Here is a 21,167-nt window from a genome sequence, read left to right on the forward strand (position 1 = left end):
CTGATGGTGCCGACCCACGGGGACCCCGCAGAATCGTGATGTCACTGAATCACACGAGTGAGCGCAGGACGTAGCACACCGTGTGCCCTTCGATCCCCTTGAACCCCCCGATTCACCGAGCGGTGATGTGATGAGAGAACCCGACAGCTGTACTCCGGTGGTGTGCCGGATGCTGGTCCGCCTGATCGTCGCCGAAGGAGTGGACCGGCCCGTGATGCTCGATCTGTCCTACGACAGAGCGGATCCCTACGCGGTGTCCCTGACGTTCCACATGTGCACCGACACGACCGTGCGTTGGGTGGTCGGCCGCGAACTCCTCATGGACGGGCTGGAGAAGCTCTCCGGCGTCGGCGACATCCAGATCTGGCCCTGCCGGGACCCTGAAGCGGACAGAGTGCACATCGCGCTGTGTCCGTGGCCGAAGCAGAAAGCGGTCGTCGTGACCGCTCCGGCGCGAACACTCGGTGCCTTCCTCCGACGAACCCTCGCGGTGGTGCCCACCGGTACCGAGGAGTGCCACCTGGACATGGACGGAGCCGTCCACCAACTCCTGGGCGGCCCCGATGAGTCGCTTCGATAGGGGCCGTACGAGCCGGACAGCCCGGCGCCGTACGACGTCGCGGACCCCGCCCCCGGCACACAGGCACCCCGCCTATCTCGAGGTACAGAAGGAACGTGCCGAGGACGTCCAGTTGCGGACCGCCGACTGGATCACCCGGTTTGCCGGATCGATGTGGTTCGTCTACATCCACGTGGTCGTGTTCGCGGTGTGGATGGTGTGGACGGAGAGGAGCCCGTGGCCGACGCTCACGCTGATCGTCTCCCTCGAAGCCATCTTCCTGTCCACGTTCGTGATGATCGGCCAGAACCGACAGGCCGAGTTCACCCGCAAGAAGGCCGACCACGACTACGAGGCGCAGGAACTCGAACTGCGTCACAACACCCACCTCACAGAACTCGTCCACACGCTCACCGTCGAGATCCACGAAGCGGTGAACGCCGCGGCCACGAGTGGGACCGCGACCTGCGAGAACGGCGGGCAGACACCCACCACCCCGGCCTGAGTCACCGGTGCATGTCACATCGGCCCGGCCTGCGCGGTCTACATGGTGACGGACAACAAGCAGAGGCAGTCATGCGAGAGATTCTGATCGTCGGCGGCGGCTACGCGGGCTTCTACACCGCCTGGGGCCTGCAGAAGAAGCTGCGTCCGGGCGAGGCGCGCGTCACGGTCGTCGACCCGCGCCCGTACATGACCTACCAGCCCTTCCTGCCCGAGGTGGCGGCCGGTTCGGTGGAGGCACGTCACGCCGTCGTGTCACTGCGGCGGCACCTGCGCCACACCCGGCTGATCTCGGGCACCGTGACCGGGATCAGCAACGCGGACCGCACGGTGACCGTCCGCCCGGTACGCGGCGACACCTACGAGCTCCCTTACGACGTCCTCGTGGTCACAGCGGGCGCGGTGACCCGCACCTTCCCCATTCCCGGACTCGCGCAACGGGCCATCGGCCTCAAGCACGTGGAAGAGGCCGTGGCCATCCGTGACCGGCTGATGACCGCCTTCGACCAGGCCGCGTCGCTGCCGGCCGGCCCCGAGCGGCGAAAGCTGCTCACCGTCACGTTCGTGGGAGGCGGGTTCTCCGGTGTCGAGGGCTTCGGTGAACTGCTGTCACTGGCGACCGCGATGCTCAGGTCCTATCCGGAACTGACCGTCGACGACCTGTCCTTCCACCTGGTCGAGGCCCGGGGCCGCATCCTGCCCGAGGTGAGCGACAGACCGGGTGCCTGGGTGGTGCGCCACCTGGAACGCCGCGGCGCACATGTCCATCTGAACACGCAACTGCTGTCCGCCGAGGACGGTCACGTCGCCCTCTCCGACACCACGGAGTACGACTGCGAGCTGATCGTCTGGGCCGCCGGCAACGCCGCGAACCCGGTCGTGCACAACCACACGGACCTGCCGCTCGACGAGCGCGGCCTGCTGCTGGCCCGCGCCGATCTGCGCGTGGGCACCGAGGCCGAACCCGTACCGGACGTGTGGGCCGCCGGTGACGACGCGTCCGTCCCCGACCTGGCCTCGCCGGTGCCGGGCGCCCGCACGGTACCGAACGCCCAGCACGCCGTGCGCCAGGGCAGACGTCTGGCCAGGAACCTCGTGGCCGACCTGCGCGGGCGCCGCGTGAGGAACTACCGACACGACAGCCTGGGCGTGGTGGCGACGCTCGGGCTGGGCCGGGGCATCTTCCAGTACAAGGGCATCGTCATCAAGGGATTCCCGGCGTGGCTGATGCACCGGGGCTACCACGTGCTCGCGGTACCCAGCTGGGAACGGAAGATCCGCGTTCTGGCCGTCTGGCTCACCGCGGCCCTGACAGGCCGGGATCTCGTGTCCCTCGCCTCCGTCCAGTACCCGCGGGACGCCTTCGTCGCGGGTGAGCGGACGCAGAACCCGAGCGCCGACCGTGCGAAGGAAGGCAGCACACCATGACCATGTGGGGTTCTCGTTTCCATCGGGGGTACGCCGTGGCCGCACGCGAGGAGGCCGCACGCGGCCTGCCCGACATCGAGGGCTTCCTGTACCGGGAGGCTCACATGGGAGCGACATACCGCCGCGTCGCGGACTTCACCGCGCGCGTGGAGGGTCTCACCCCCGAGCAGAAGCGGGACATCGAGCAGTGGTACGTCGCCGAGCAGAGACACGTCGCGCACCTGGTGACCGATCACATCGCCGAGCGCACCGACGCGCTGGAGGCGCAGCACCACGTCAGGATCCGGCACTGGCTGCGGGGAACACTCACCGGGATGGCGCTGATCATCCTGGCGATGATCGTGTGCGTCGTGGTGATCCTCGGCTCGTCGCGGTGACCGCCGTGCCCTAGGTACGCCCGGTGCGGTACAGGCCCCTGCCGGCGCGCTGGACGCGGGAGGAGGCGACGAGGCGGTCGAGTGTGCTGCGGACCGCGTTGATGCTTCCGCTGTCGGCGTCACGACCGAGCGCCGCGGCGACGTCACGGGCCCGTACCTCGACGTCACCGACCTCGGCGAAGTACGCCAGGATCTGCTCGGTGAGCTTTCCGTACTGCTTGTCCGCGTCGGTGTCCGCCTGTGCGGAGCCGGGCGCGGTGTGCTCGTCCGTCCGAGGAGCGGCGGCCGGTGCGACCAGCGCGCTCTCGAGGGCGCCGAGGGCCCGCTGTACCGAGCCGAGATGTGCGACGACTGCCGCCAACTCCCTTTCCAGCGCCTGCTTCTGGAACTGCAGCCGGGCCAGTTCCTCCTGAAGGCCCTCGGCGGTGACCTCGATGCTGTGTGCCGTACGGCTCGCGGAGACCATCGGTTCTCCCCCCTCCTCAACCCTTGTCGACATCATATGCAGTGCTTCGCATGTCAGACAGAGCATCTCAGTGTCTCGAACAGTGGCATTTCGCAGGTCCGTGACATCACATCGTCCGTTTCTGTCACAAGGGCGGGTCGGTCACGGTCCATGCAGCGGATGAACCGTAGCAACGGAGGCCGATGGATCATGCATGTCGAAGCGTTCCCCACCTCACCCGACGACATCGAGGACGCTGTCGCCGTCTTCATGCACCACCGCAGGCGCCTCTTCGGGATCGCCTACCGCATGCTCGGCAGCACGGTCGAGGCCGAGGACGTGGTCCAGGAGGTATGGCTGCGCTGGCAGAAGACCGACCGCTCGGTGGTGCTGAGTCCCGGGGCCTTCCTGTCGAGCGCCACGACCCGTCTCGCCATCAACGTCGCCCAGTCGGCACGCCTGCGCCGGGAGACGTACATCGGACCGTGGCTGCCGGAACCCGTCGACACCAGCGCGGACCCCGCGATCGGCGCCGAGCACGCGGAGACGGTGGAGTTGGCCCTGCTGCTGGTGCTGGAGAAACTGACTCCCGTCGAGCGGGCCGCCTATGTACTGCGCGAGGCGTTCGACTACGCCTACACCGAGATCGCCGACATGCTCGAGGTCAGCCTCGTCAATGTGCGCAAGATCGTCAGCCGTGCCCGCCGGCACCTGCTGGACGAGCGGCGGGAGTCCGTGGACGCGGCTGAGCACCGACGGCTCCTCAGCGCCTTCGTCTCAGCGGCCAGAACAGGAGACGTGGCGTCACTGGAAGCCCTGCTCGCACCCGATGTCGTCAGCCTCTCCGACGGCAACGGCATGCGGGGCTGTGCCCGGGTGCCCGTGCTGGGCCGTGCCCGGGTGGCCAGGCTCGCGACCTATCGGCAGTTGTGGCGGGATGCGGTGCCCGAGCTGGTCGACGCCAACGGGGCTACGGGCGTGCTGGTCCGGCGGGACGGCCGCACGGTCGCCTTCCTGACCGCGGCCGCCTCGCAGCACGGCGTTCACCAAGTGCTGTGGGTGTTCGCACCGAGCAAGATCGCCGCCTTCCTCGATTCCCGTTCCCGCGTCACCGCCGGCCCCGGTCTCATGCAGGGCGGTGGTTCCAGGAGCGCAGTTTGTCGGGGTTGAGCATGACCCAGACCTGGGCCACCCGGTCGTCCGAGACGTCGAGACTGATGACGGCGGCGACCTCACGGCCGTAGCGGGCGACGAGGCCGGTCCGGCCGTTGACGGAATGGGTGCTCAGAGTGGTGTGGGGGCTCCGGGCCAGGAGCGTCAGGAGGCTGTCGGCGACCGGGCGACAGCCGTGGACCGGCCCGGTCAACGCCCGTACCTTGCCGCCCCCGTCGAAGAACGCCGTCGCGTCCGAGCACAGCAACGACGTGAGCAGCTCCTGGTCCTCGGTGACGCATGCCCGGCGCACGGCGTGGGCGACAAGGTCATGCTGCTGCGGTGTCGTGGAACGGGTGCGGCGCAGCTCCAGCCACTGCCTGGCCCGTGCGGCGAGTTCGGCGAGTTCCGGTTCGGTACGGCCCACGATGTCGGCGACCGTGGCCGGGGCCATCCCGAAGGCACGGAACACGAACGCGGCGCGCTCGGCGGTCGACAGCGACTCCAGCGCGTTCAGCACGACCCGACCGGCCTCCTCCTCCACCTCCGACGGCTGTGCCCCGTGCCCTTCCTCGTGGCCTTCTTCGTGGCCGGCCAGGCCTCGGCCGGGTCGTGCGAGGCGGTCGAGGCAGATCCCTCCCACGGTCTTCGCCAGCCAGGACCGTGGGACGGTGACCTGCCGCCGTACCGCGTCGGGCAGCCCGTACCACCGGTGGTACGCCTCGTCGACGACGCTTCGCGCGGCGCCCGGGTCGCCCAGCATCCAGTGGGCGACATCGAGCAGGAACCGACGCTCCTCCCACAGTTCGTCGATCGGCACCGCATCGCTCGGGTCCACAGGGCATCCTCGCTCTCGCTCGCGCTGCCCCGCACGCGGCAGGGGCGTCGGCTCACCCCGTAAGACCGGGAACTGCCGGACGGTGTGACACGGGCTCGTCGGGGCCGCGTGTCACACCTGCGGCGGCTGCCCGGTCTTACAGGACGACACCGCACTTCTTTTTGACTGCCGAACGAGGTGACCATGCCATGGAATGGCGTGAACGGGCAGCTTGCCTTCGCGTGGATCCCGAGCTTTTCTTCCCCATATCCAACAGCGGTCCCACCCTTCGGCAGATCGACGAGGCGAAGGCCTTCTGCGGCGGTTGTCCCGTCGCGCAGCAGTGCCTCGACTGGGCCCTGCGGGTGGGACCCGTGGATGGCGTCTGGGGCGGAACAACGGAAATCGAGCGCCGAGCGATGCGAGGAATCGAGACACGGGTGGCAGTGCCATGACCACGGGGGAAAGAGTCGCCGATTGGGCCGACGGACGACTGGGCGTCCGCCGGACGGCCACAGGAAAGGCACGACGGGCGTTTCCGGACCACTGGTCCTTCATGCTGGGCGAGATCTGTCTCTACAGTTTCGTCGTCCTCATCGTCACGGGCGTGTATCTGACCTTCTACTTCCATCCGTCGATGAAGGAGGTGCAGTACAACGGGAGTTACGCGCCGCTGCGCGGTCAGATGGTGTCGGAGGCCTTCGACTCGACCATGCACATATCCTTCGACGTCCGCGGCGGTCTGCTCATCCGGCAGGCCCATCACTGGGCGGCATTGGTCTTCGTGGCCGCCATACTCGCGCACATGATGCGGGTGTTCTTCACGGGCGCCTTCCGCAAACCACGCGAACTCAACTGGCTGATCGGATTCCTGCTGCTGGTCCTCGCCATGTTCGCCGGACTGACGGGATACGACCTCCCCGACGACCTGCTCTCCGGTACCGGCCTCGCCGTGGTGAACGGCACGATCCTGTCCGTTCCGATCGTCGGAACGTACCTGTCGATGTTCCTGTTCGGCGGCGAATTCCCCGGCAACGAGCTGGTGGCCCGCTTCAACACCCTCCATGTGCTGATCATCCCCGGCCTCATGGTCGGACTGCTGACCGCCCATCTGGCCCTGATGCTGTACCGCCGCCACACCCAGTACCCGGGCCGTGAACGTAGCGACAGCAATGTCGTGGGTGTGCCGGCCAAGGTACGCGCCGTCAAGTCCGCCGGGTATTTCCTGCTGGTGAGCGGTGCCGTCTTCGTCATGGCCGCGGTCGCCCAGATCAACCCCGTCTGGCAGTACGGGCCTTACCGTGCCGACCAGGTTTCCGCCGGGTCGCAGCCCGACTGGTACATGGGCGTGGCGGACGGTCTGCTTCGGATAACTCCGGGCTGGGAGGTCACCTTCTGGGGTCACACCCTGGCGCTCGACAATCTGATTCCGTTGACCGTGGGGGTCGGCCTCTTCCTCGCCCTGGGCGCGTATCCGTTCATCGAGTCCTGGGCGACCCGGGACGCCCGCGAGCACAACCTTCTGGACCGGCCCCGTAACCGGCCCGTGCGAACGGCACTTGGTGTGGCGTGGCTCAGTTTCTATCTGGTTTCCTTGATCGGCGCGGCGAACGACATCATCGCGATCCGCTTTCACGTCCCGGTCGAGTCCGTGACGTGGGCGGTCCGCATCGGACTCCTCGTGGTACCTGTCGCGGCCTATGTGCTGACCAAACGAATGGCACTCGGCCTGCAACGCGGGGACCGCGACAAGGTGCTGCACGGACGTGAGACCGGCATCATCAAGCGCATGCCCGATGGCGAATTCGTCGAGGTGCACGAGCCGCTGAGCCAGGAACAACTCCATGTCCTCACCCAGCATGAGCAGTACGGGCCGATCGGTCCCGGTGTCCGCCTCTCACAGCGACTGCGTTCCCGGATCAGCGAGATGCTCTACGGAGAGGGCACACAGATCGTCAAGCCGACCGCGCAGGAATACCGGGCGCTGCACAAAGGTCACGCCGAAGACCATTCCTAGGCCGATGCCGCCTCGCCTGCGAGTCGTATCGTGCGGATCTCCTTGCGGGAGGTGATGCCGAGTTTCGAGAACACCTTCCGCAGATGCCATTCGACCGTGTGGGGGCTGATGAACAACTGGGCGCCGATCTCGGAGTTCGTGAGCCCGTCCCGGACCAGGCGGGCGATCTGCTCCTCCTGAGGGGTGAGGGCCGTATGCGCCGCAGTCGGATGCTTGCGGACCCTCGCTCCCGTCGCCTGGAGTTCGCGGCGCGCCCGCTCGGCGAAGGCCCCGGCTCCGATGTGACCGAGCATGTCGTGCGCGACGCCCAGTTGGGCGCGGGCGTCGGCCCGGCGGTTCTCGCGGCGCAGCCATTCCCCGTACAGCAGGTGAGTCCGAGCGAGGTCCATCCGCACACCCGTGGCACCGAGCCGCTCGATCGCCTCACGGTACAAGGCATCGGCGACCTGCCCCTCACTCACCAGAGCACGGACGCCGGCGGCGGTGCCGAGGGCCCACTCGGTGCCGCCGGCCTGCGCCATGTCGACGATCCTGCGCACCGCCGCGGCTGCGTCCACGGGTCTGCCCAGTCGTACGGAAGCCTCGACCAGCTCGACCGTGGACTGGAGGGAGAGACCGAGTTCCTGCGGATTCTCGCAACCCCGCAGAGCGGCCGTGTACGCCTCCGCGTATCTGCCGAGGCCGTTGTAGAGCACCGCAGCAGCCCACTGTGTGGCCGTCTCCACCTTGCCTTCCCCGCGCAGGAGGAGATCCTGGGTGACCGCCGCGATCGCCTGCCGGGTCTCGGCCTCCCTGCCCCTCCAGGGCTCGACGACCAGCGCGCTGTAGTGCGCGAAGAAACTGCTGCCGGTCGCCTCACCGATCGCCGTCGCCTCCGCGACCAGAGAGCCGGCACCGGCGAGATCACCGGCGAAGACCCGGTTCGACAGCCGGAGCAGAAGCGCCGACGGCAGCACCGACAGCGCTCCCGTCCCCCGTGCGAGGTCGATGAGCCGGGCCGAGAGCACGGACCAGCTCTCGAAGTCCCAGGTGCTGTGGGCCAGGCGGCATGCGAGCGGGAGCCAGCCCAGCCCTTCCTTCGGCGAGATCACGCCCGCGCGGAACGCGGCCAGCGCCTGGAGCAGCATCGGCGCGCCCGCCGCGTAACCCTCCGTGGTCAGCAGGGCCTGGCCGTCCAGAAGGAGATCGTCGCGTGTCGGCTCGGCGGGCGTGGGCGTCGCGAGAATCGCCTGGGCCACTTCGAGGATCCCCTCGCCCTGCGGCAGCCGGCCGGCGGTGAGGGCCGCGTAGATCGCGTCCCGGTACGTCTCCCGGGCGAGCCCGGCATCGAGCGGCTCCAGTCTCCTGGCCGCTTCGAGCAGCAGCGGCAGGCCGGCGCCGGCGCTGTGGGAGGCGGTCATGATCCGACCGCGCAGCAGGGTCGACCGGGCGGCTCCGAGGTCGTCGAGGGGGGCCAGCTCGGCCGCGCCCGCCAGTTCCCGGGCGGCGTCGAACGCGCCGGCCTGGTATTTGGCGTGTGCGGCCGCCAGCGCCCTGGCTCCACGGCGCGTGGGGTCGGGCGTCAGCTGGGCGGCCCGGTCGAGGAAGGCCGCCGCGGCGGCGACTCCGCCACGGGCCTGCGCACGGTCCGCCGAAAGCTCCAGTTCGGCGGCCACTGCCTCGTCGGGTCGCAGCGTCGCTCGCGCCATGTGCCACGCCCGGCGGTCCGGATCGAGCCGGGCGTCGGTCACGTCCGCGAGAGCTCTGTGCACCTCGCGCAGGTCGTCCGGGCCTGCCGCGCGATAGGCGGCCGAGCGCACCAGCGGGTGGCGGAAGCGCGCCCAGGAACCGAGGGTGATCAGTCCGGCCGCCTCGGCGTCCGCCGCAGCCGCGTCCACGGCGATTCCCAGCCGCTCGGCCGCCCGTCTGAGCAGCGTCACGTCGCCGATGGGCTCGGCGGCGGCGACGAACAGCAGGCGTTGCGTCTCGGCTGGCAGCGCCTGTACGCGGCGGAGAAAGTCCTGCTCCATGCGGTTGGACAGGGGCCCCGCGCCGAGGCGCCCGGACTCGCCGACGGGGTCCAACGCGGTGAGCGCGTGCGGCAGTTCGAGCAGTGCGAGTGGATTACCGCGGGTCTCCGCGACGATGCGGTCACGCACGCTGCGGTCGAGCGGGCCGGTGACGACCGAGGCGAGGAGGGTGTGGGAGTCGTCCTCGAACAGCCCGGTCACGGGCAGTTCGGGGAGGCCGGTGAACATCTCACCGGTGGTCGGCTCACGCACGGCTACGGCGAGCACGACCGATTCCGCGAGCAGCCTTCGGGCTACGAACTCCAGGGTCTGTGCCGAAACCCTGTCCAGCCACTGCGCGTCGTCCACGACGCAGACCAACGGCTTGCTCCCGCCGGCCTCGGACAGGAGGCTCAGCGTGGCCAGACCCACCAGGAACCGGTCAGGCGCGGCCCCGCCGTGCAGCCCGAACGCCGTGCGCAGAGCGTCGCGTTGAGGCTCCGGCAGCTTGTCGAGCCCCGACAGCAGTGGCGCGCACAGCTGGTGCAGGCCGGCGTAGGAGAGTTCCATCTCGGACTGCACGCCGGCGGCGCTGACGGTACGGCATCCGGTGGCGCGCCCCCGCAGGTACTTCAGCAGCTCGGTCTTCCCGATCCCCGCCTCACCTCGCAGGACGAGGACCCCGCTGCGCCCGTCCCTGGCGCCCGCCAGCAGGTCGTCGAGGGCCCGCCGCTCGTCCCGCCTGTCAAGGAGTCCGGCTCCGGAACCGCGGCTCGTCATGGCGCTCTCCCACGTCAGATCCTCCCGGCGGTGCGTCGGCCGGTGCATTGCCGGATCACTCCAGCCGTGGTGCGGCCTGGGCGAGCCGCGCCCATCGTAATCGGCTGCGAAAGCGGAGAACTTCCGACGTCGGGTGCGCGCGGTGGATCGAGTGCCGTGCGTGACGACGGTCCGGACAGGGGCGGCCACGGACCTGCCACGGCACGACCACGCACTCCCCTACGGCCTTCCAAGGGCGCGCCGGGCCGCCCTCGGGAGCGACATTGATGCCGGTTGCCTTCGAGCTGCTGACCCACGGAGCAGAGGAGCCGGACGTGGACACACATCTGACCGATACCCGGCGAAGCCGGGCGACGACGGGCACGTCCGTCATCGCACTGGACGACGCGACCTGGGTGTTCGTGCGGGCCAGGCCGGGCCTGCTCACCCTTGCCCGGCAGATCGTCGGGAACGCGCACGACGCGGAGGACGTCATCCAGGAGACGTGGCTGCGGTGGCAGGGCGCCGACCGTACGGCTGTCACCAACCCGTCGGCCCTGCTCAGGACGACCGCCGTCCGGCTGGCCATCAACGTCGTCCGGTCCGCCTGGAAGCGCCGGGAGTCCTGTGCCGACCCCGCGCTCCCGGAGCCGATGGACCACCACGCGGGGCCCGAAGCGGTCGCCGAGCGTCAGGACGCCGTGGAACGAGCGGTTCTCCTGCTGATGGAGACCCTCACTCCGAGGCAGCGTGCCGCGTACGTCCTGAGGGAGGGGTTCGGCTGCCCGTACGACCGGATCGCCGGGATCCTGGGCCTCAGCGTCGTCAACACCAGGCAGCAGGTCGCCCGCGCCCAGCGGCGTCTCACCGGGGACCACCGCAGGCAACCCGTCGACGCCGTCGCGCACCGGCGTCTCGTTCAGGCGTTCTTCTCGGCAGCCCAGACCGGTGACCTCGGGCACCTGGAAAGGGTGCTGTCCGCTGATGCGAGCGGCACCCGGTGAGCGTCGTGGCAGGTGTCGGCCGGGGATCAGCGGCGGACCGCGTGCCGGTTCAGTGCGCTGGAGACGGCGTTCATGCGCTCGCCGAGGTCCGCGAGTTCCTGGCGCAGTTCAGTGACCCGGGTACGAAGCTCGGCGGCTTCGGCGGTCAGCGATACGAAGGTGGCGGCGAGGTCGACGCGGTCCTCATCGATGAGGGACATCATGTCTCCATGACTTTTACGGGGAGTGCGAGACATTTCCACGCTGGGAGGAATTCGGCCCGCTTTCACAGGGCGGGGGTGGCCCTCTCCTTTCGGTGAGGGCCACCCCGAGGAATCACTTCTGCTGTGCGAGCCAGTCGGCGAACTTCGTCTCGGCCCGGCGGGCGTCCGAAGCGGGCAGGAGGGTGTCGTCCTCCAGCGGGGCGCCCCAGTACGTCGCCTGCGCGTCCGTGACGATCTTGCGCGGGTCGTTCAGGGCGGTCAGCCCCATGCGGATGAACTCCTCCAGCTGGAACACCTCGGGGCCACCGACCTCCACCACGCCGCCCACCGGTGCGCCGACCGCGGTGTGGGCGACGGCCGCCGCCACGTCGTCGGAGACGATGGGCTGGATCCTGGCGTCGGGCAGACGCACGGTGTCACCGTCGGTGACCCCGTCGGCGAGACCCTTCGCGAACTCGAAGAACTGGGTGGCGTGGACGATGGAGTAGGGGTTGCCTGACGCCTTGATCAGGTCTTCCTGGACCTGCTTGGCCCGGAAGTAGCCGCTGCCCTGGAGGCGGTCGGTGCCGACCACGGACAGCGCCACGTGATGCGCCACACCGGCCTCGGACTCGGCCTTCAGCAGGTTGGTCGTCGAGGTGCGGAAGAAGTCCATGACGGCCTCGTCCTCGAACGAGGGCGAGTTCGACACGTCGACCACCACCGACGCACCCTGCAGGACCTCGGCCAGCCCCTCGCCCGTCAGCGTGTTGACGCCGGTGTTCGGCGACGCCGCGACCGCCTCGTGCCCGTGCTCGCCGAGCCCGGCGACCACCTTCGAGCCGATGAGCCCGGTTCCACCGATCACTACGACCTTCATGAGGGAATTCCTTTCGGGTTTTCCTGATGCCTGTATCAGTAGAGACCGGGCACCGGATCTTTTTGTGACACGTTCTATTCGACGAGTTTTCCCGTGGTCGACACGTCCTCCATGAGGGAGGAAATCTCCTCAGGGACGGCCGGAATGCTTTCGCGGGTGACGCCCTCCGTCGGGGACCACACGAGATTCACCCGCAGAGCGGAATCCAGACCGGGGTAGTCGCTGCGGTTGTGGCAGCCACGCGTCTCGCGGCGCTCCAGTGCCGATTCGAGGGTGGCCCGGGCCGCGAGCGCGGCTGACTTGAGGTCGAAGGCGTGCGCGAGATCCTGGTAGCCGGCGATGTCCGGGTGGATGCCGACGTCCTGCACCCTCTTCTCGATCGCCGCGAGTTCCGCCAGTCCCGCGCGCAGGCCGTCCTCGTCGCGTACGACACCCGCGTGCTCGGTCATGGTGTTGCGGATGGCGCGTTGCAGGGCACGCACGTTCTCCGGCCCGTCGGCGGCGAGAAGGTCGTCGATCTCCGCACGGGCCTCCGCGACGGCCGGCGCCGACCGCGGCTGCGCCTCCAGGGACCGCGCATACGCGGCGGCGGCCTGTCCGGTGAGCCGGCCGAACACCAGCAGCTCGATGAGGCTGTTCCCGCCGAGACGGTTGGCGCCGTGCAGCCCGCTCGACGCCTCACCGATGGCGTACAGGCCGCGTACGTCGGTGCTGTGGTCCTCCGGGCGTACCCACACCCCGCCCATCGAGTAGTGCGCGGTGGGCGCTATCTCGATCGGTTCTCGGGTGATGTCGAGCATCTGCAGGTCCAGCAGGGTCTGGTAGACGCGGGGCAGCCGCGTCATGATCGTCCGCCGGGGCAGGTGCGAGACGTCGAGCCACACACCTCCCTTGGGCGTGCCGCGGCCCTCCTTGATCTCCGTGTACGCGGCAAGAGCCACGCGGTCGCGGGTGGACAGCTCCATGCGCTCGGGGTCGTAGCGGGCCATGAAGCGTTCCCCGAGCGCGTTGCGCAGGATGCCGCCCTCGCCCCGGGCGGCCTCGCTGACCAAGGTGCCGGCCGCGTTCTCCGGCTCGATGATGCCGGACGGGTGGAACTGCACCAGCTCGGCGTCCCGCAGTCTGGCCCCGGCCTCCACGGCCAGCCGGAAGGAGTCGCCCGTGTTCTCGTCGCGCCGCGAGGAGGTGCGCCGCCAGATGCGGGTGTGGCCGCCCGCCGCGAGGATCACGGCGTCGGCGTGGATCAGGTAGCGCCTGCCGCTGGTGAGGTCGAAGCCGTACGCGCCGAACACGGCGCCGTCGTGCACCAGCAGCCGGGTGATGTACACCCCCTCCAGCACCGGAATGTCGAGCTGTTCGGCCCGCCTGATCAGCGTGCGCTGGATCTCCAGGCCGGTGTAGTCACCGGCGAAGGCGGTCCGCCGGAACTTGTGCGCGCCGAAGAAGCGCTGCGAGATCCGGCCGTCCTCCTCCCGCGCGAAGGCCATGCCGTAGCGCTCCAGGTCGTCGATGCCCCGGGCGGCGCCCTGGGTGACGATCTCCACGGTGCGCGGATCGGCGAGGAGGTAGCTCTCCTTCAGGGTGTCGGCAGCGTGCTGCTGCCAGCTGTCCTCCGGGTCCATGGTGGCCAGTGCGGCGTTGATGCCGCCGGCCGCCAGTGCCGTATGGGCGTCCTCCTTGGGACGCTTGCCGACGGCGAGGACGTCGATGCCTGCCTCGGCCAGTTCGATCGCCGCGCGCAGACCGGCACCTCCGGTGCCGATCACCAGCACCATGGTGGCAAGACGTTGTTCGGTGACAGCCACGGTCCACTCCGATCGCTGGGGTCTTCATCCAGTACGACCGGGCAGTCCCGCGATCTGTGACACTCCTGCCGTGGCTTCAGGGGGCCAGCGTGATGGTGGCCGGGGCGCCGTGCCAGGCCATCCTCGCGTAGGGGCACAGTGCGTCGGCCCGCCGCAGGAGCGGAGTGGCGACGTCGAGGGTGATCCCCGGCCAGCCGACGACCAGGTCGCTGTGCAGGACGTAACCACCGTCCTGCGGACTGCGGCCGAACGCCACGGTCGCCTCCACCGATATCGCGGCGGGGTCGAGCGCGGCCTGTCGTGCGACGAGGCTCAGCGCGCCGTGGAAACAGGCCGCGAACCCGGCGGCGAACAGCTGCTCGGGGTTGGTTCCCTGGCCGTCTCCGCCCAGTTCGGCGGGCAGGCGCAGATCGAGGTCGAGGACTCCGTCGTCCGAGCGTGCTCTTCCCGAGGCTCTCCCGTGCGCCGCCGCTCCGCCGGTCACGGTGACCGTCGTGGTGTAAAGGGGCGCGAAGGACTCCCCGTCGAAGTCCCGCTCGGTGGACAGGTCCGGCGGCTGGGTCGGTTCGGTCATCGAGCGCGCCTCTGTGTGTGGGGTCTCGGACCACTGGTTGACCGACGAGGGCCCGGTGGTGTGACGACCCGGCCCGTTCAGCGACCCAGCGATGCCACGTAAGGTGCCAGTTTCTCCGGATTCATGACCCACATGGCCCGTTCGATGCCGCGTTCCGAGATGTCGAGGGTCAGCAGGACCACGGCGGTCCCGCCGTCCGAGACGAGGGCGGCCGGCCCGCCGTTGGCCTCGACCCACTCGATCTCCTTGTGCGGCCAGAAGCGCGGGCCGAAGGCGGCGAGGTACCTGGAGACGTGCACCAGGCCGGCGACCGGAATCCGGGACGCCCCGCGCAGCCCGTTCCCGTCGGTGTAGCTGACGACGTCCTCGGTGAGGATGTCCTCCAGCACAGCCAGATCGCCGGTCTGTGCCGCGGCCAGGAACACCTCCATCAACCGTCGGTGCTCGGTGGCGTCGACGGGCTTGCGGCGCTCCGAGGAGATGCGCTTGCGCGCGCGGCTCACCAGCTGGCGCGTGTTGGTCTCGCTGGTCTCCAGCATGTCGGCGATCTGCCGGTAGGGGTAGTCGAAGGCTTCGCGCAGCACATAGGCGGCCCGTTCCACGGGGTTCAGCCGCTCCAGGAGGAAGAGCACCGCCAGGTCGAGCGCCTCGGACCGTTCGGCGCCCAGCTGCGGGTCGGCGCGTGTGTCGATCGGCTCCGGCAGCCAGGGACCGGTGTACGACTCGCGCCGCACCCTGGCGGACTGGGCCAGGTTGATCGCCAGGCGGGCGGTGACGGTGGCCAGGAACGCCTTCGGGTCACGGACCACGCCACGGTCTGTGTGCTGCCAGCGCAGCCACGCCTCCTGGAGGACGTCCTCGGCCTCCGCGGTGCTGCCCAGTACGCGGTAGGCGATGCCGAAGAGCCGGGGCCGCACCGCCATGAACACCGTCGTCGCCTCGTCGAGGGAGTCCCAACCGGTGAGGGAGTCCGTGCCGTCCCTCATACCCATGCGTGCCGCCTTCAGTTCCGACCCGTTCGCGCAAGCGCTCGCCCATGGTACTCAGGCGGGTCACGGCCGGGCGGAGCACGTCATGGCCGAGCCGGTCGGACGGCCAGTACGGACGCGTCCGGCCGTTCGGGCAGCGCGACGAAACCCTCCTCCTCCAGTTCCGCGATCATCTCCGCACGGGAGGCAGGCCACATCCAGAACGTCTCGTCGTACCGACGCAGCACACGCCCGTCACCGCGCACCCAGTAGTCGAACCGCGCCCGGATCCGGTCCATGTCGGCCGACATCACCATGCGGCCCCCGTACTCGTGGCGGCCTACCGTCCGGGTCGGCAGCGCGTGGACGGTCCGGTGCCGCGGCAGGCGAGCCGGTGGGAGCTGGACGAGCAGCACCCCGGTGGGCACGAGCGCCTCGGCGACAGCCGGCCACAGCGCCCGGCGCGAGGCCGGATGCAGACAGGCAACGGTGTTGTGGCACACGGCGACGTCCGCGACCCCGTGCAGCGCCGCCTCGTCGAGCGCCTGCGGGTGCACGGTCACCCGCGCCGTGAGCTCCGCGCCCAGGGACGCCAGACGCGTCATCAGCGGGGTGCGCATGGAACGGGCCGGTTCCACCGCGTGCACAGGAACGTGCGACTCCAGGAGGCTCATCAGCGTGATCCGCCCGGTGCCCGCACCGACGTCCAGCACACCGACCCGGGCCCTGCGGACGTCGTCGCCGTAGAGCGAGCGCACCCGAACCTCGTCCCGCTCCCCCTGCAGGACGTCGTAGAACTCCGCACTGATCGCGTAGGCGTCCTGATGCCGGCACCCGGGCGTATCGACCGGGGGCGCGTTCACGACGGTCATCCGCGCCATCCGTACCACTCGCGTGCCTGTCCGACCGCCTCCGGGCTGACCGCGCCGACGCGCGCCAGCCGGTCCAGGGCGGCGACGACGATCGACTCGGCGTCCACCCGGAAGTAACGCCGTACGGCGTCCCGGGTGTCCGACAGCCCGAACCCGTCCGTGCCCAGCGATGAGTAGTCGTGACCGACCCACTGGCTGATCTGGTCGGGTACCTGCCGCATCCAGTCGCTGACCGCCAGCACCGGTCCGGGCGCGTCCGCGAGCGCCGCCGTCACATGGGGGACGCGTTCCTCGCCCCGCAGCATCGCCCGGTCGGCGTCCAGCGCGTCGCGGCGCAGTTCCGTCCATGAGGTCACCGACCAGACGTCGGCGTGGACGCCCCACTGGGACAGCAGGAGCTCCTGCGCGGTCAGCGCCCAGTGGATGGCCGTACCGGAGGCCAGCAGCTGGATCCGTGGTTCTGTTCCGGCGGGTTCGGCCGCCTGCCGGAACCGGTAGATGCCTCGCAGGATGCCTTCCTCGACGCCGGGCCCGGCGGGCATCACCGGCTGCTCCTTGGGTTCGTTGTAGACCGTCAGGTAGTAGAAGACGTCCTCGGGCCGTTCGCCGTACATCCGGCGCAGCCCCTCCCGCACGATCACCGCGATCTCGTACGCGAACGCCGGGTCATAGGACACGGCGGCAGGGTTCGTGGAGGCCAGCAGATGGGAGTGCCCGTCGGCGTGCTGGAGCCCCTCCCCCGTCATCGTCGTACGGCCCGCCGTCGCCCCGATGACGAATCCGCGCCCCATCTGGTCGGCGAGCGCCCAGAACTGGTCGCCGGTGCGCTGGAAACCGAACATGGCGTAGAAGATGTAGAACGGGATCATGGGTTCGCCGTGGGTGGCGTACGAGGTCGCCGCGGCGGTGAACTCGGCCATGGAACCGGCTTCGGTGATGCCCTCGTCGATCAACTGGCCGTTCCTGGCCTCCCGGTAGTAGAGCAGCTGGTCCGCGTCCACCGGTTCATAGGTCTGGCCGTCCGCCGAGTAGATCCCGGCCGTCGGGAACAGGGACTCCATGCCGAACGTGCGGGCCTCGTCGGGGATGATCGGCACCCAGCGCGGTCCCGTCTCCTGGTCGCGCATCAGGTCCTTGACCAGGCGGATCAGGGCCATGGTGGTCGCCACTTCCTGAAGGCCGAAGCCCTTCTCCAGGGTTTCGAACGGGCGGGCCGGCGGCTGCCTCAGGGGTTTCGGGACGACCCTGCGCACCGGGGCCGGGCCGCCCAGCGCCGCCCGCCGCTCACGCAGGTACCGCACCTCCTCCGAGTTCTCGCCCGGGTGCCAGTACGGCACCAGGTCGCCGCTCAACGCACTGTCGGGGATGGGGAGTTCGAGCAGGTCCCGCATCTCGCGGAACTGCGTCGTCGTCAGTTTCTTCATCTGGTGATTGGCGTTGCGCGACTCGAAGGCCGAGCCGAGCGTGTGGCCCTTGACCGTCTGCGCCAGGACGACCGTCGGCGTGCCCCGGTGCTCGACGGCTGCCCGGTAGGCGGCGTAGACCTTGAGCGGTTCGTGCCCGCCTCTGGAGTTCCCGAACAACTCGGTCAGCCGGCTGTCGCTCAGCCCGGCGGCGAGACCGGAGAGCGCGTCGCCGGTGAAGAAGTGTTCGCGGACGTACGTGGCGTCCCGGGCGGCGTACGTCTGCAGCTGGGCGTCGGGGACCTCGCCGAGGCGGCGGACCAGTGCGCCGGTGGTGTCCTGCCCCAGAACCGGGTCCCAGGCCTCGCCCCAGAGGGACTTGACCACGTGCCAGCCCGCACCGCGGAACCTGGCCTCGAGTTCCTGCACGATCTTGGAGTTCGACCGCACGGGCCCGTCCAGGCGCTGCAGGTTGCAGTTGACGACAAAGGTGAGGTTGTCGAGGCGCTCACGGGCGGCCAGTGCCAGCGCGGCCGTCGCTTCCGGCTCGTCCGTCTCACCGTCCCCGAGGAAGGCCCACACGCGCGATGCGGAGGTGTCCTTGATGCCCCGGGCGTGCAGATAGCGGTTGAACCGGGCCTGGTAGACGGCGGCGAGCGGACCGAGGCCCATGGACACGGTCGGGAACTCCCACAGCCACGGCAGCCGTCGGGGGTGCGGGTAGGAGGGCAGTCCATGGCCGTCGGCCTCGCGTCGGAAACCGTCCAACTGCGCCTCGCTCAGGCGCCCTTCGAGGAACACACGGGCGTAGATGCCCGGTGAGGCATGCCCCTGGAAGTACAGCTGGTCGCCCGAACCGTCTCTGTCCTTGCCCTGGAAGAAGTGATGGAACCCGATCTCGTACAGCCAGGCAGCCGAAGCGTAGGTGGAGATGTGGCCGCCGAGCCCGAAACGGGAGCCGCGGGTCACCATCGCCGCCGCGTTCCACCGGTTCAGGGCGGTGATCCTGGACTCCATGGCGACGTCACCGGGAAAGGCCGGCTGCTGCGACGCCGGGATCGTGTTGATGTAGTCGGAGGTCAGGAGCCCCGGCAGGGACACGCCGGACCGGGCCGCGAACTCGTGCACACGTCGCATGAGGTACACGGCCCGTTCCGGGCCCGCGTGCCGCACCACGGCGTCGAGCGACTCCTGCCATTCGGCGGTCTCCTCGCTGTCCTGGTCGGGTAGTTGGTCGAGCTCACTCATGGCTGCTTCCTGTCGGGGCGTGGTGCGGGAAGTCGGTCGGGGGCTGACGAGGTCATCACCGGGCGAGCCACTCGGAGAAGGTTTCGTGCCCCAGGTCGGCGTCCGCCCCGGGCAGCAGCGCCCGCTGTCCGAGCACCGCCCCGAAGAACGGGGTGTGGGCGTCGGAGACCACGGCCCTCGGGTAGCCGCGCGCGGCCAGCAGTTTCGCGGTGAGGTCGTCGAGGCGGTACTCCTCGGGTCCTGCGACCTCCAGAACACCGAACAGCGGTACTCCCACGGCGACATGGGCGACCGCGGCGGCGACGTCGTCCGTCGACACGGGACGGATCAGGACGGGCGCGACATGGACGACGTCTCCGTACGTCGCCGCGCGCGACATGTACTCCACCGACTCGAAGAACGGCGTGGCACGCACGATCGAGTAGGGCATGGGCGAGCGCCGCACCTGCTCCTCCTGCAGCGCCTTCGCTCGGAAGTAACCCGCTCGCAGATGCTCGGCCCCCGCTATGGAAAGGATCACGTGATGTCCGGCGCCCGCCCTCGCCGCGGCCTCCAGCAGGTTGTGCGTCGCGGTGCCGAAGAACTCCAGGCTCTCCAGCTCCCCGCGGGAGGGCGTGTCGGTGACGTCCACCACGACATCGACGCCGCGCATGGCCTCGTCGAGACCCTTCCCGGTCGTGACGTCGACGCCCTCGCGGCGGGACACGCGCACGACCTCGCAACCGTGGTCCCGAAGCCTTGCCACCGTCCTGGAACCGATCAGACCGGTTCCTCCTGCTACAACGACTCGCATTCCGGGCCCCTTCCCGTCGAGGGCTCGGCGGCCCCTGTGACGGCTTCGTCAGGTGGTGGTGATGTCGACCCCCACACCACCTAGGACAGGGCTCATGCCAACGGTGTGACACTGATGTGGTCGCGGGTGTCACAGATTCGTCCGGAGCCCGGTCATCACTGGAGAGGGCCATGGCTTCCATGGCCCGGTGAATCCAAGGGAGGCCGACACATGTCGGAAAAGGACTCAGCGCAGGGGACCGGAGTGCAGACCCGGCCCGAGGGTTGGAAGACGGCGGCGAAAATGCTGCAGGACACCGCTCCGCTCACCGTCCCCGAGGGCGCGTCGGCGATGACCATCTTCGTCGAGTGGGAGCCCGGAGACCCGGGATCCCCGCCGCACCGCCACTCGGGACCTGCGTTCGGCTACGTCGTCGAGGGCGCCGTCCGTTTCGAGATGGAAGGCGAGCCCGAGCGCGTGGTCGAGGCGGGCGGGACGTTCTGGGAGCCGGGCGGCGACGCGATCCACTACCAGGACGGCAACGCGCTGTCCGACGCGTGCACCCGGTTCGTCGTGACGATGCTGTGCGCGCCGGGCAAGCCCATGCTCGAACTGGTCGAGGAGGAGGAACTGGCCCAGCGGGCCCATCTCCGCGCCCCACGGCCCACCGACTGACCGCCGTACAGGGTCACTTCGGAACAAGCCCGTCCGCTCCGTGGGAGGACACGGTTCCGTGGGAGGACACGGTGAGGCATGAGCGCCGCTGATGTCGTGCACGGCATGTTGACAGCGCTGTTCGCCGCCGCGGCCGTTCACGCACTGCGGCAGGCCGCGCCGGCCCGAGGCGCCGGCTGGCGCGGCCGAGGCGACGCTCTCCTGCACACCGTCATGGCGGCGGCCATGGCGGTGATGCCGTGGCACCGGATCGGCGACGGGTCGACGCCGGGGCGGACGGCCTTCTTCTTCGCCGCCGCTGCCCTGTGGTTTCCGTTGACCGCGGTTCTCAGCCTCCGTGGCCCCAGGTGGGCCGACCTCGTGCACAGGTCGCCGCACGCGGTCGGCATGGCCGCCATGGCATGGATGCTGATGCGGCACGGCGGCGTCACCGACGCCCACACCGGCGACCTGGTCACCGGTGTGCTCACGCTCTGCCTGCTGGCCCACGCTCTCCGGTCGCTGACCCAGGACATGCCCACGGTGCGCGCGGCTCCGGGCAGCTCGGGCGTCTCCACGGACCTCGGCGGGCCCGGCGACCGCTTCTGGCAGGGATCGACGGCCATGGGCACGGCTCTCATGTTGCTGATGCACCACTGACATTCGACGCCGAACAACCGTGTTGTACCGAAGCCAGTACCCAACGGTGTCACACATCGTGTGCCGGCCCGGTCCTGGTGGGAGAACCAGTCCGTTTCC

At 69.5% G+C, this 21,167-nt stretch carries 21 protein-coding genes; 10 read left to right on the top strand and 11 right to left on the bottom strand.

Going from position 1 to position 21,167, the window contains the following annotated elements:
- The first annotated feature begins 130 nt into the window (after positions 1–130).
- From OHT57_RS07530 to OHT57_RS07545, 4 genes are all read left to right on the top strand, one after another.
- The gene (locus OHT57_RS07530) at positions 131–580 is read left to right on the top strand and encodes an SsgA family sporulation/cell division regulator (RefSeq protein ID WP_328745270.1); all 450 of its coding nucleotides are present in this window, start codon (positions 131–133) and stop codon (positions 578–580) included.
- Complete coding sequence (locus OHT57_RS07535; protein WP_328745271.1) at positions 564–1,064, top strand: DUF1003 domain-containing protein; 501 nt, start codon at positions 564–566, stop codon at positions 1,062–1,064. The genes OHT57_RS07530 and OHT57_RS07535 overlap by 17 nt, the downstream gene beginning before the upstream one ends.
- A gap of 71 nt (positions 1,065–1,135) precedes the next feature.
- The gene (locus OHT57_RS07540) at positions 1,136–2,491 is read left to right on the top strand and encodes an NAD(P)/FAD-dependent oxidoreductase (RefSeq protein WP_328745272.1); all 1,356 of its coding nucleotides are present in this window, start codon (positions 1,136–1,138) and stop codon (positions 2,489–2,491) included.
- Complete coding sequence (locus OHT57_RS07545; RefSeq protein WP_328745273.1) at positions 2,488–2,868, top strand: hypothetical protein; 381 nt, start codon at positions 2,488–2,490, stop codon at positions 2,866–2,868. Before OHT57_RS07540 ends, OHT57_RS07545 begins: the two co-directional genes overlap by 4 nt.
- Positions 2,869–2,878: 10 nt before the next feature.
- Here OHT57_RS07545 and OHT57_RS07550 read toward each other — a convergent pair whose 3' ends face one another.
- The gene (locus OHT57_RS07550) at positions 2,879–3,334 is read right to left on the bottom strand and encodes a hypothetical protein (RefSeq protein ID WP_328745274.1); all 456 of its coding nucleotides are present in this window, start codon (positions 3,332–3,334) and stop codon (positions 2,879–2,881) included.
- Positions 3,335–3,523: 189 nt separating this feature from the next.
- Here OHT57_RS07550 and OHT57_RS07555 point away from each other — a divergent pair, with 189 nt between their 5' ends.
- Complete coding sequence (locus tag OHT57_RS07555; RefSeq protein ID WP_328745275.1) at positions 3,524–4,483, top strand: sigma-70 family RNA polymerase sigma factor; 960 nt, start codon at positions 3,524–3,526, stop codon at positions 4,481–4,483.
- Here the strand turns inward: OHT57_RS07555 and OHT57_RS07560 are convergent.
- Positions 4,440–5,303 (bottom strand): RNA polymerase subunit sigma, encoded by an 864-nt coding sequence (locus tag OHT57_RS07560; protein WP_328745276.1) that lies wholly within the window; start codon positions 5,301–5,303, stop codon positions 4,440–4,442. The two genes, OHT57_RS07555 and OHT57_RS07560, sit on opposite strands and share 44 nt — an antisense overlap.
- Before the next feature lie 188 nt (positions 5,304–5,491).
- Between OHT57_RS07560 and OHT57_RS07565 the strand changes: the two genes are divergently transcribed.
- Positions 5,492–5,737: a WhiB family transcriptional regulator gene (locus tag OHT57_RS07565; protein ID WP_328745277.1), complete on the top strand. Its 246-nt coding sequence runs from the start codon at positions 5,492–5,494 to the stop codon at positions 5,735–5,737.
- Complete coding sequence (qcrB, locus tag OHT57_RS07570; RefSeq protein WP_328745278.1) at positions 5,734–7,299, top strand: cytochrome bc1 complex cytochrome b subunit; 1,566 nt, start codon at positions 5,734–5,736, stop codon at positions 7,297–7,299. Before OHT57_RS07565 ends, qcrB begins: the two co-directional genes overlap by 4 nt.
- Here qcrB and OHT57_RS07575 read toward each other — a convergent pair.
- Positions 7,296–10,067, bottom strand: a complete 2,772-nt coding sequence (locus tag OHT57_RS07575; protein ID WP_328745279.1) for a helix-turn-helix transcriptional regulator — start codon at positions 10,065–10,067, stop codon at positions 7,296–7,298. The genes qcrB and OHT57_RS07575 overlap by 4 nt on opposite strands.
- 314 nt (positions 10,068–10,381) lie before the next feature.
- On the opposite strand from OHT57_RS07575, the gene OHT57_RS07580 reads away from it, so the two are divergent.
- Entirely contained in the window at positions 10,382–11,050 is a 669-nt protein-coding gene (locus tag OHT57_RS07580; RefSeq protein ID WP_328745280.1) for a sigma-70 family RNA polymerase sigma factor, read from the top strand.
- A 26-nt stretch (positions 11,051–11,076) separates the two neighbouring features.
- Here OHT57_RS07580 and OHT57_RS07585 read toward each other — a convergent pair whose 3' ends face one another.
- The 8 genes from OHT57_RS07585 to OHT57_RS07620 form a co-directional block, all read right to left on the bottom strand.
- Positions 11,077–11,250, bottom strand: a complete 174-nt coding sequence (locus tag OHT57_RS07585; RefSeq protein ID WP_328745281.1) for a hypothetical protein — start codon at positions 11,248–11,250, stop codon at positions 11,077–11,079.
- 115 nt (positions 11,251–11,365) lie between these two features.
- Positions 11,366–12,112 carry an SDR family oxidoreductase gene (locus OHT57_RS07590; protein WP_328745282.1) on the bottom strand — a complete coding sequence of 249 codons (747 nt, stop codon included), beginning with the start codon at positions 12,110–12,112 and terminating at the stop codon, positions 11,366–11,368.
- A gap of 74 nt (positions 12,113–12,186) precedes the next feature.
- A complete protein-coding gene (locus OHT57_RS07595) occupies positions 12,187–13,887 on the bottom strand; it encodes an L-aspartate oxidase (RefSeq protein WP_328753140.1) in 1,701 nt (566 codons plus the stop codon).
- Positions 13,888–13,993: 106 nt separating this feature from the next.
- Positions 13,994–14,491, bottom strand: a complete 498-nt coding sequence (locus tag OHT57_RS07600) for an Ohr family peroxiredoxin (RefSeq protein ID WP_328745283.1) — start codon at positions 14,489–14,491, stop codon at positions 13,994–13,996.
- 77 nt (positions 14,492–14,568) lie between these two features.
- The gene (locus OHT57_RS07605; protein ID WP_443053429.1) at positions 14,569–15,483 is read right to left on the bottom strand and encodes an RNA polymerase sigma-70 factor; all 915 of its coding nucleotides are present in this window, start codon (positions 15,481–15,483) and stop codon (positions 14,569–14,571) included.
- Positions 15,484–15,563: 80 nt separating this feature from the next.
- On the bottom strand, positions 15,564–16,331 hold the full coding sequence (locus OHT57_RS07610; RefSeq protein WP_328745284.1) for a class I SAM-dependent methyltransferase: 768 nt from the start codon (positions 16,329–16,331) through the stop codon (positions 15,564–15,566).
- Positions 16,328–18,982, bottom strand: coding sequence for a pyruvate dehydrogenase (acetyl-transferring), homodimeric type (gene aceE / locus OHT57_RS07615; protein WP_328745285.1), 2,655 nt, complete (start codon positions 18,980–18,982; stop codon positions 16,328–16,330). Before aceE ends, OHT57_RS07610 begins: the two co-directional genes overlap by 4 nt.
- Positions 18,983–19,037: 55 nt before the next feature.
- Positions 19,038–19,775, bottom strand: coding sequence for an SDR family oxidoreductase (locus OHT57_RS07620; RefSeq protein WP_328745286.1), 738 nt, complete (start codon positions 19,773–19,775; stop codon positions 19,038–19,040).
- A 210-nt stretch (positions 19,776–19,985) separates the two neighbouring features.
- Here OHT57_RS07620 and OHT57_RS07625 point away from each other — a divergent pair, with 210 nt between their 5' ends.
- Positions 19,986–20,429, top strand: a complete 444-nt coding sequence (locus tag OHT57_RS07625) for a cupin domain-containing protein (RefSeq protein WP_443053430.1) — start codon at positions 19,986–19,988, stop codon at positions 20,427–20,429.
- Between the two features lie 78 nt (positions 20,430–20,507).
- Entirely contained in the window at positions 20,508–21,068 is a 561-nt protein-coding gene (locus OHT57_RS07630) for a DUF5134 domain-containing protein (protein WP_328745287.1), read from the top strand.
- The last annotated feature ends 99 nt before the right edge of the window (positions 21,069–21,167 follow it).

This window comes from Streptomyces sp. NBC_00285 (genome assembly GCF_036174265.1).
Lineage (GTDB): Bacteria > Actinomycetota > Actinomycetes > Streptomycetales > Streptomycetaceae > Streptomyces.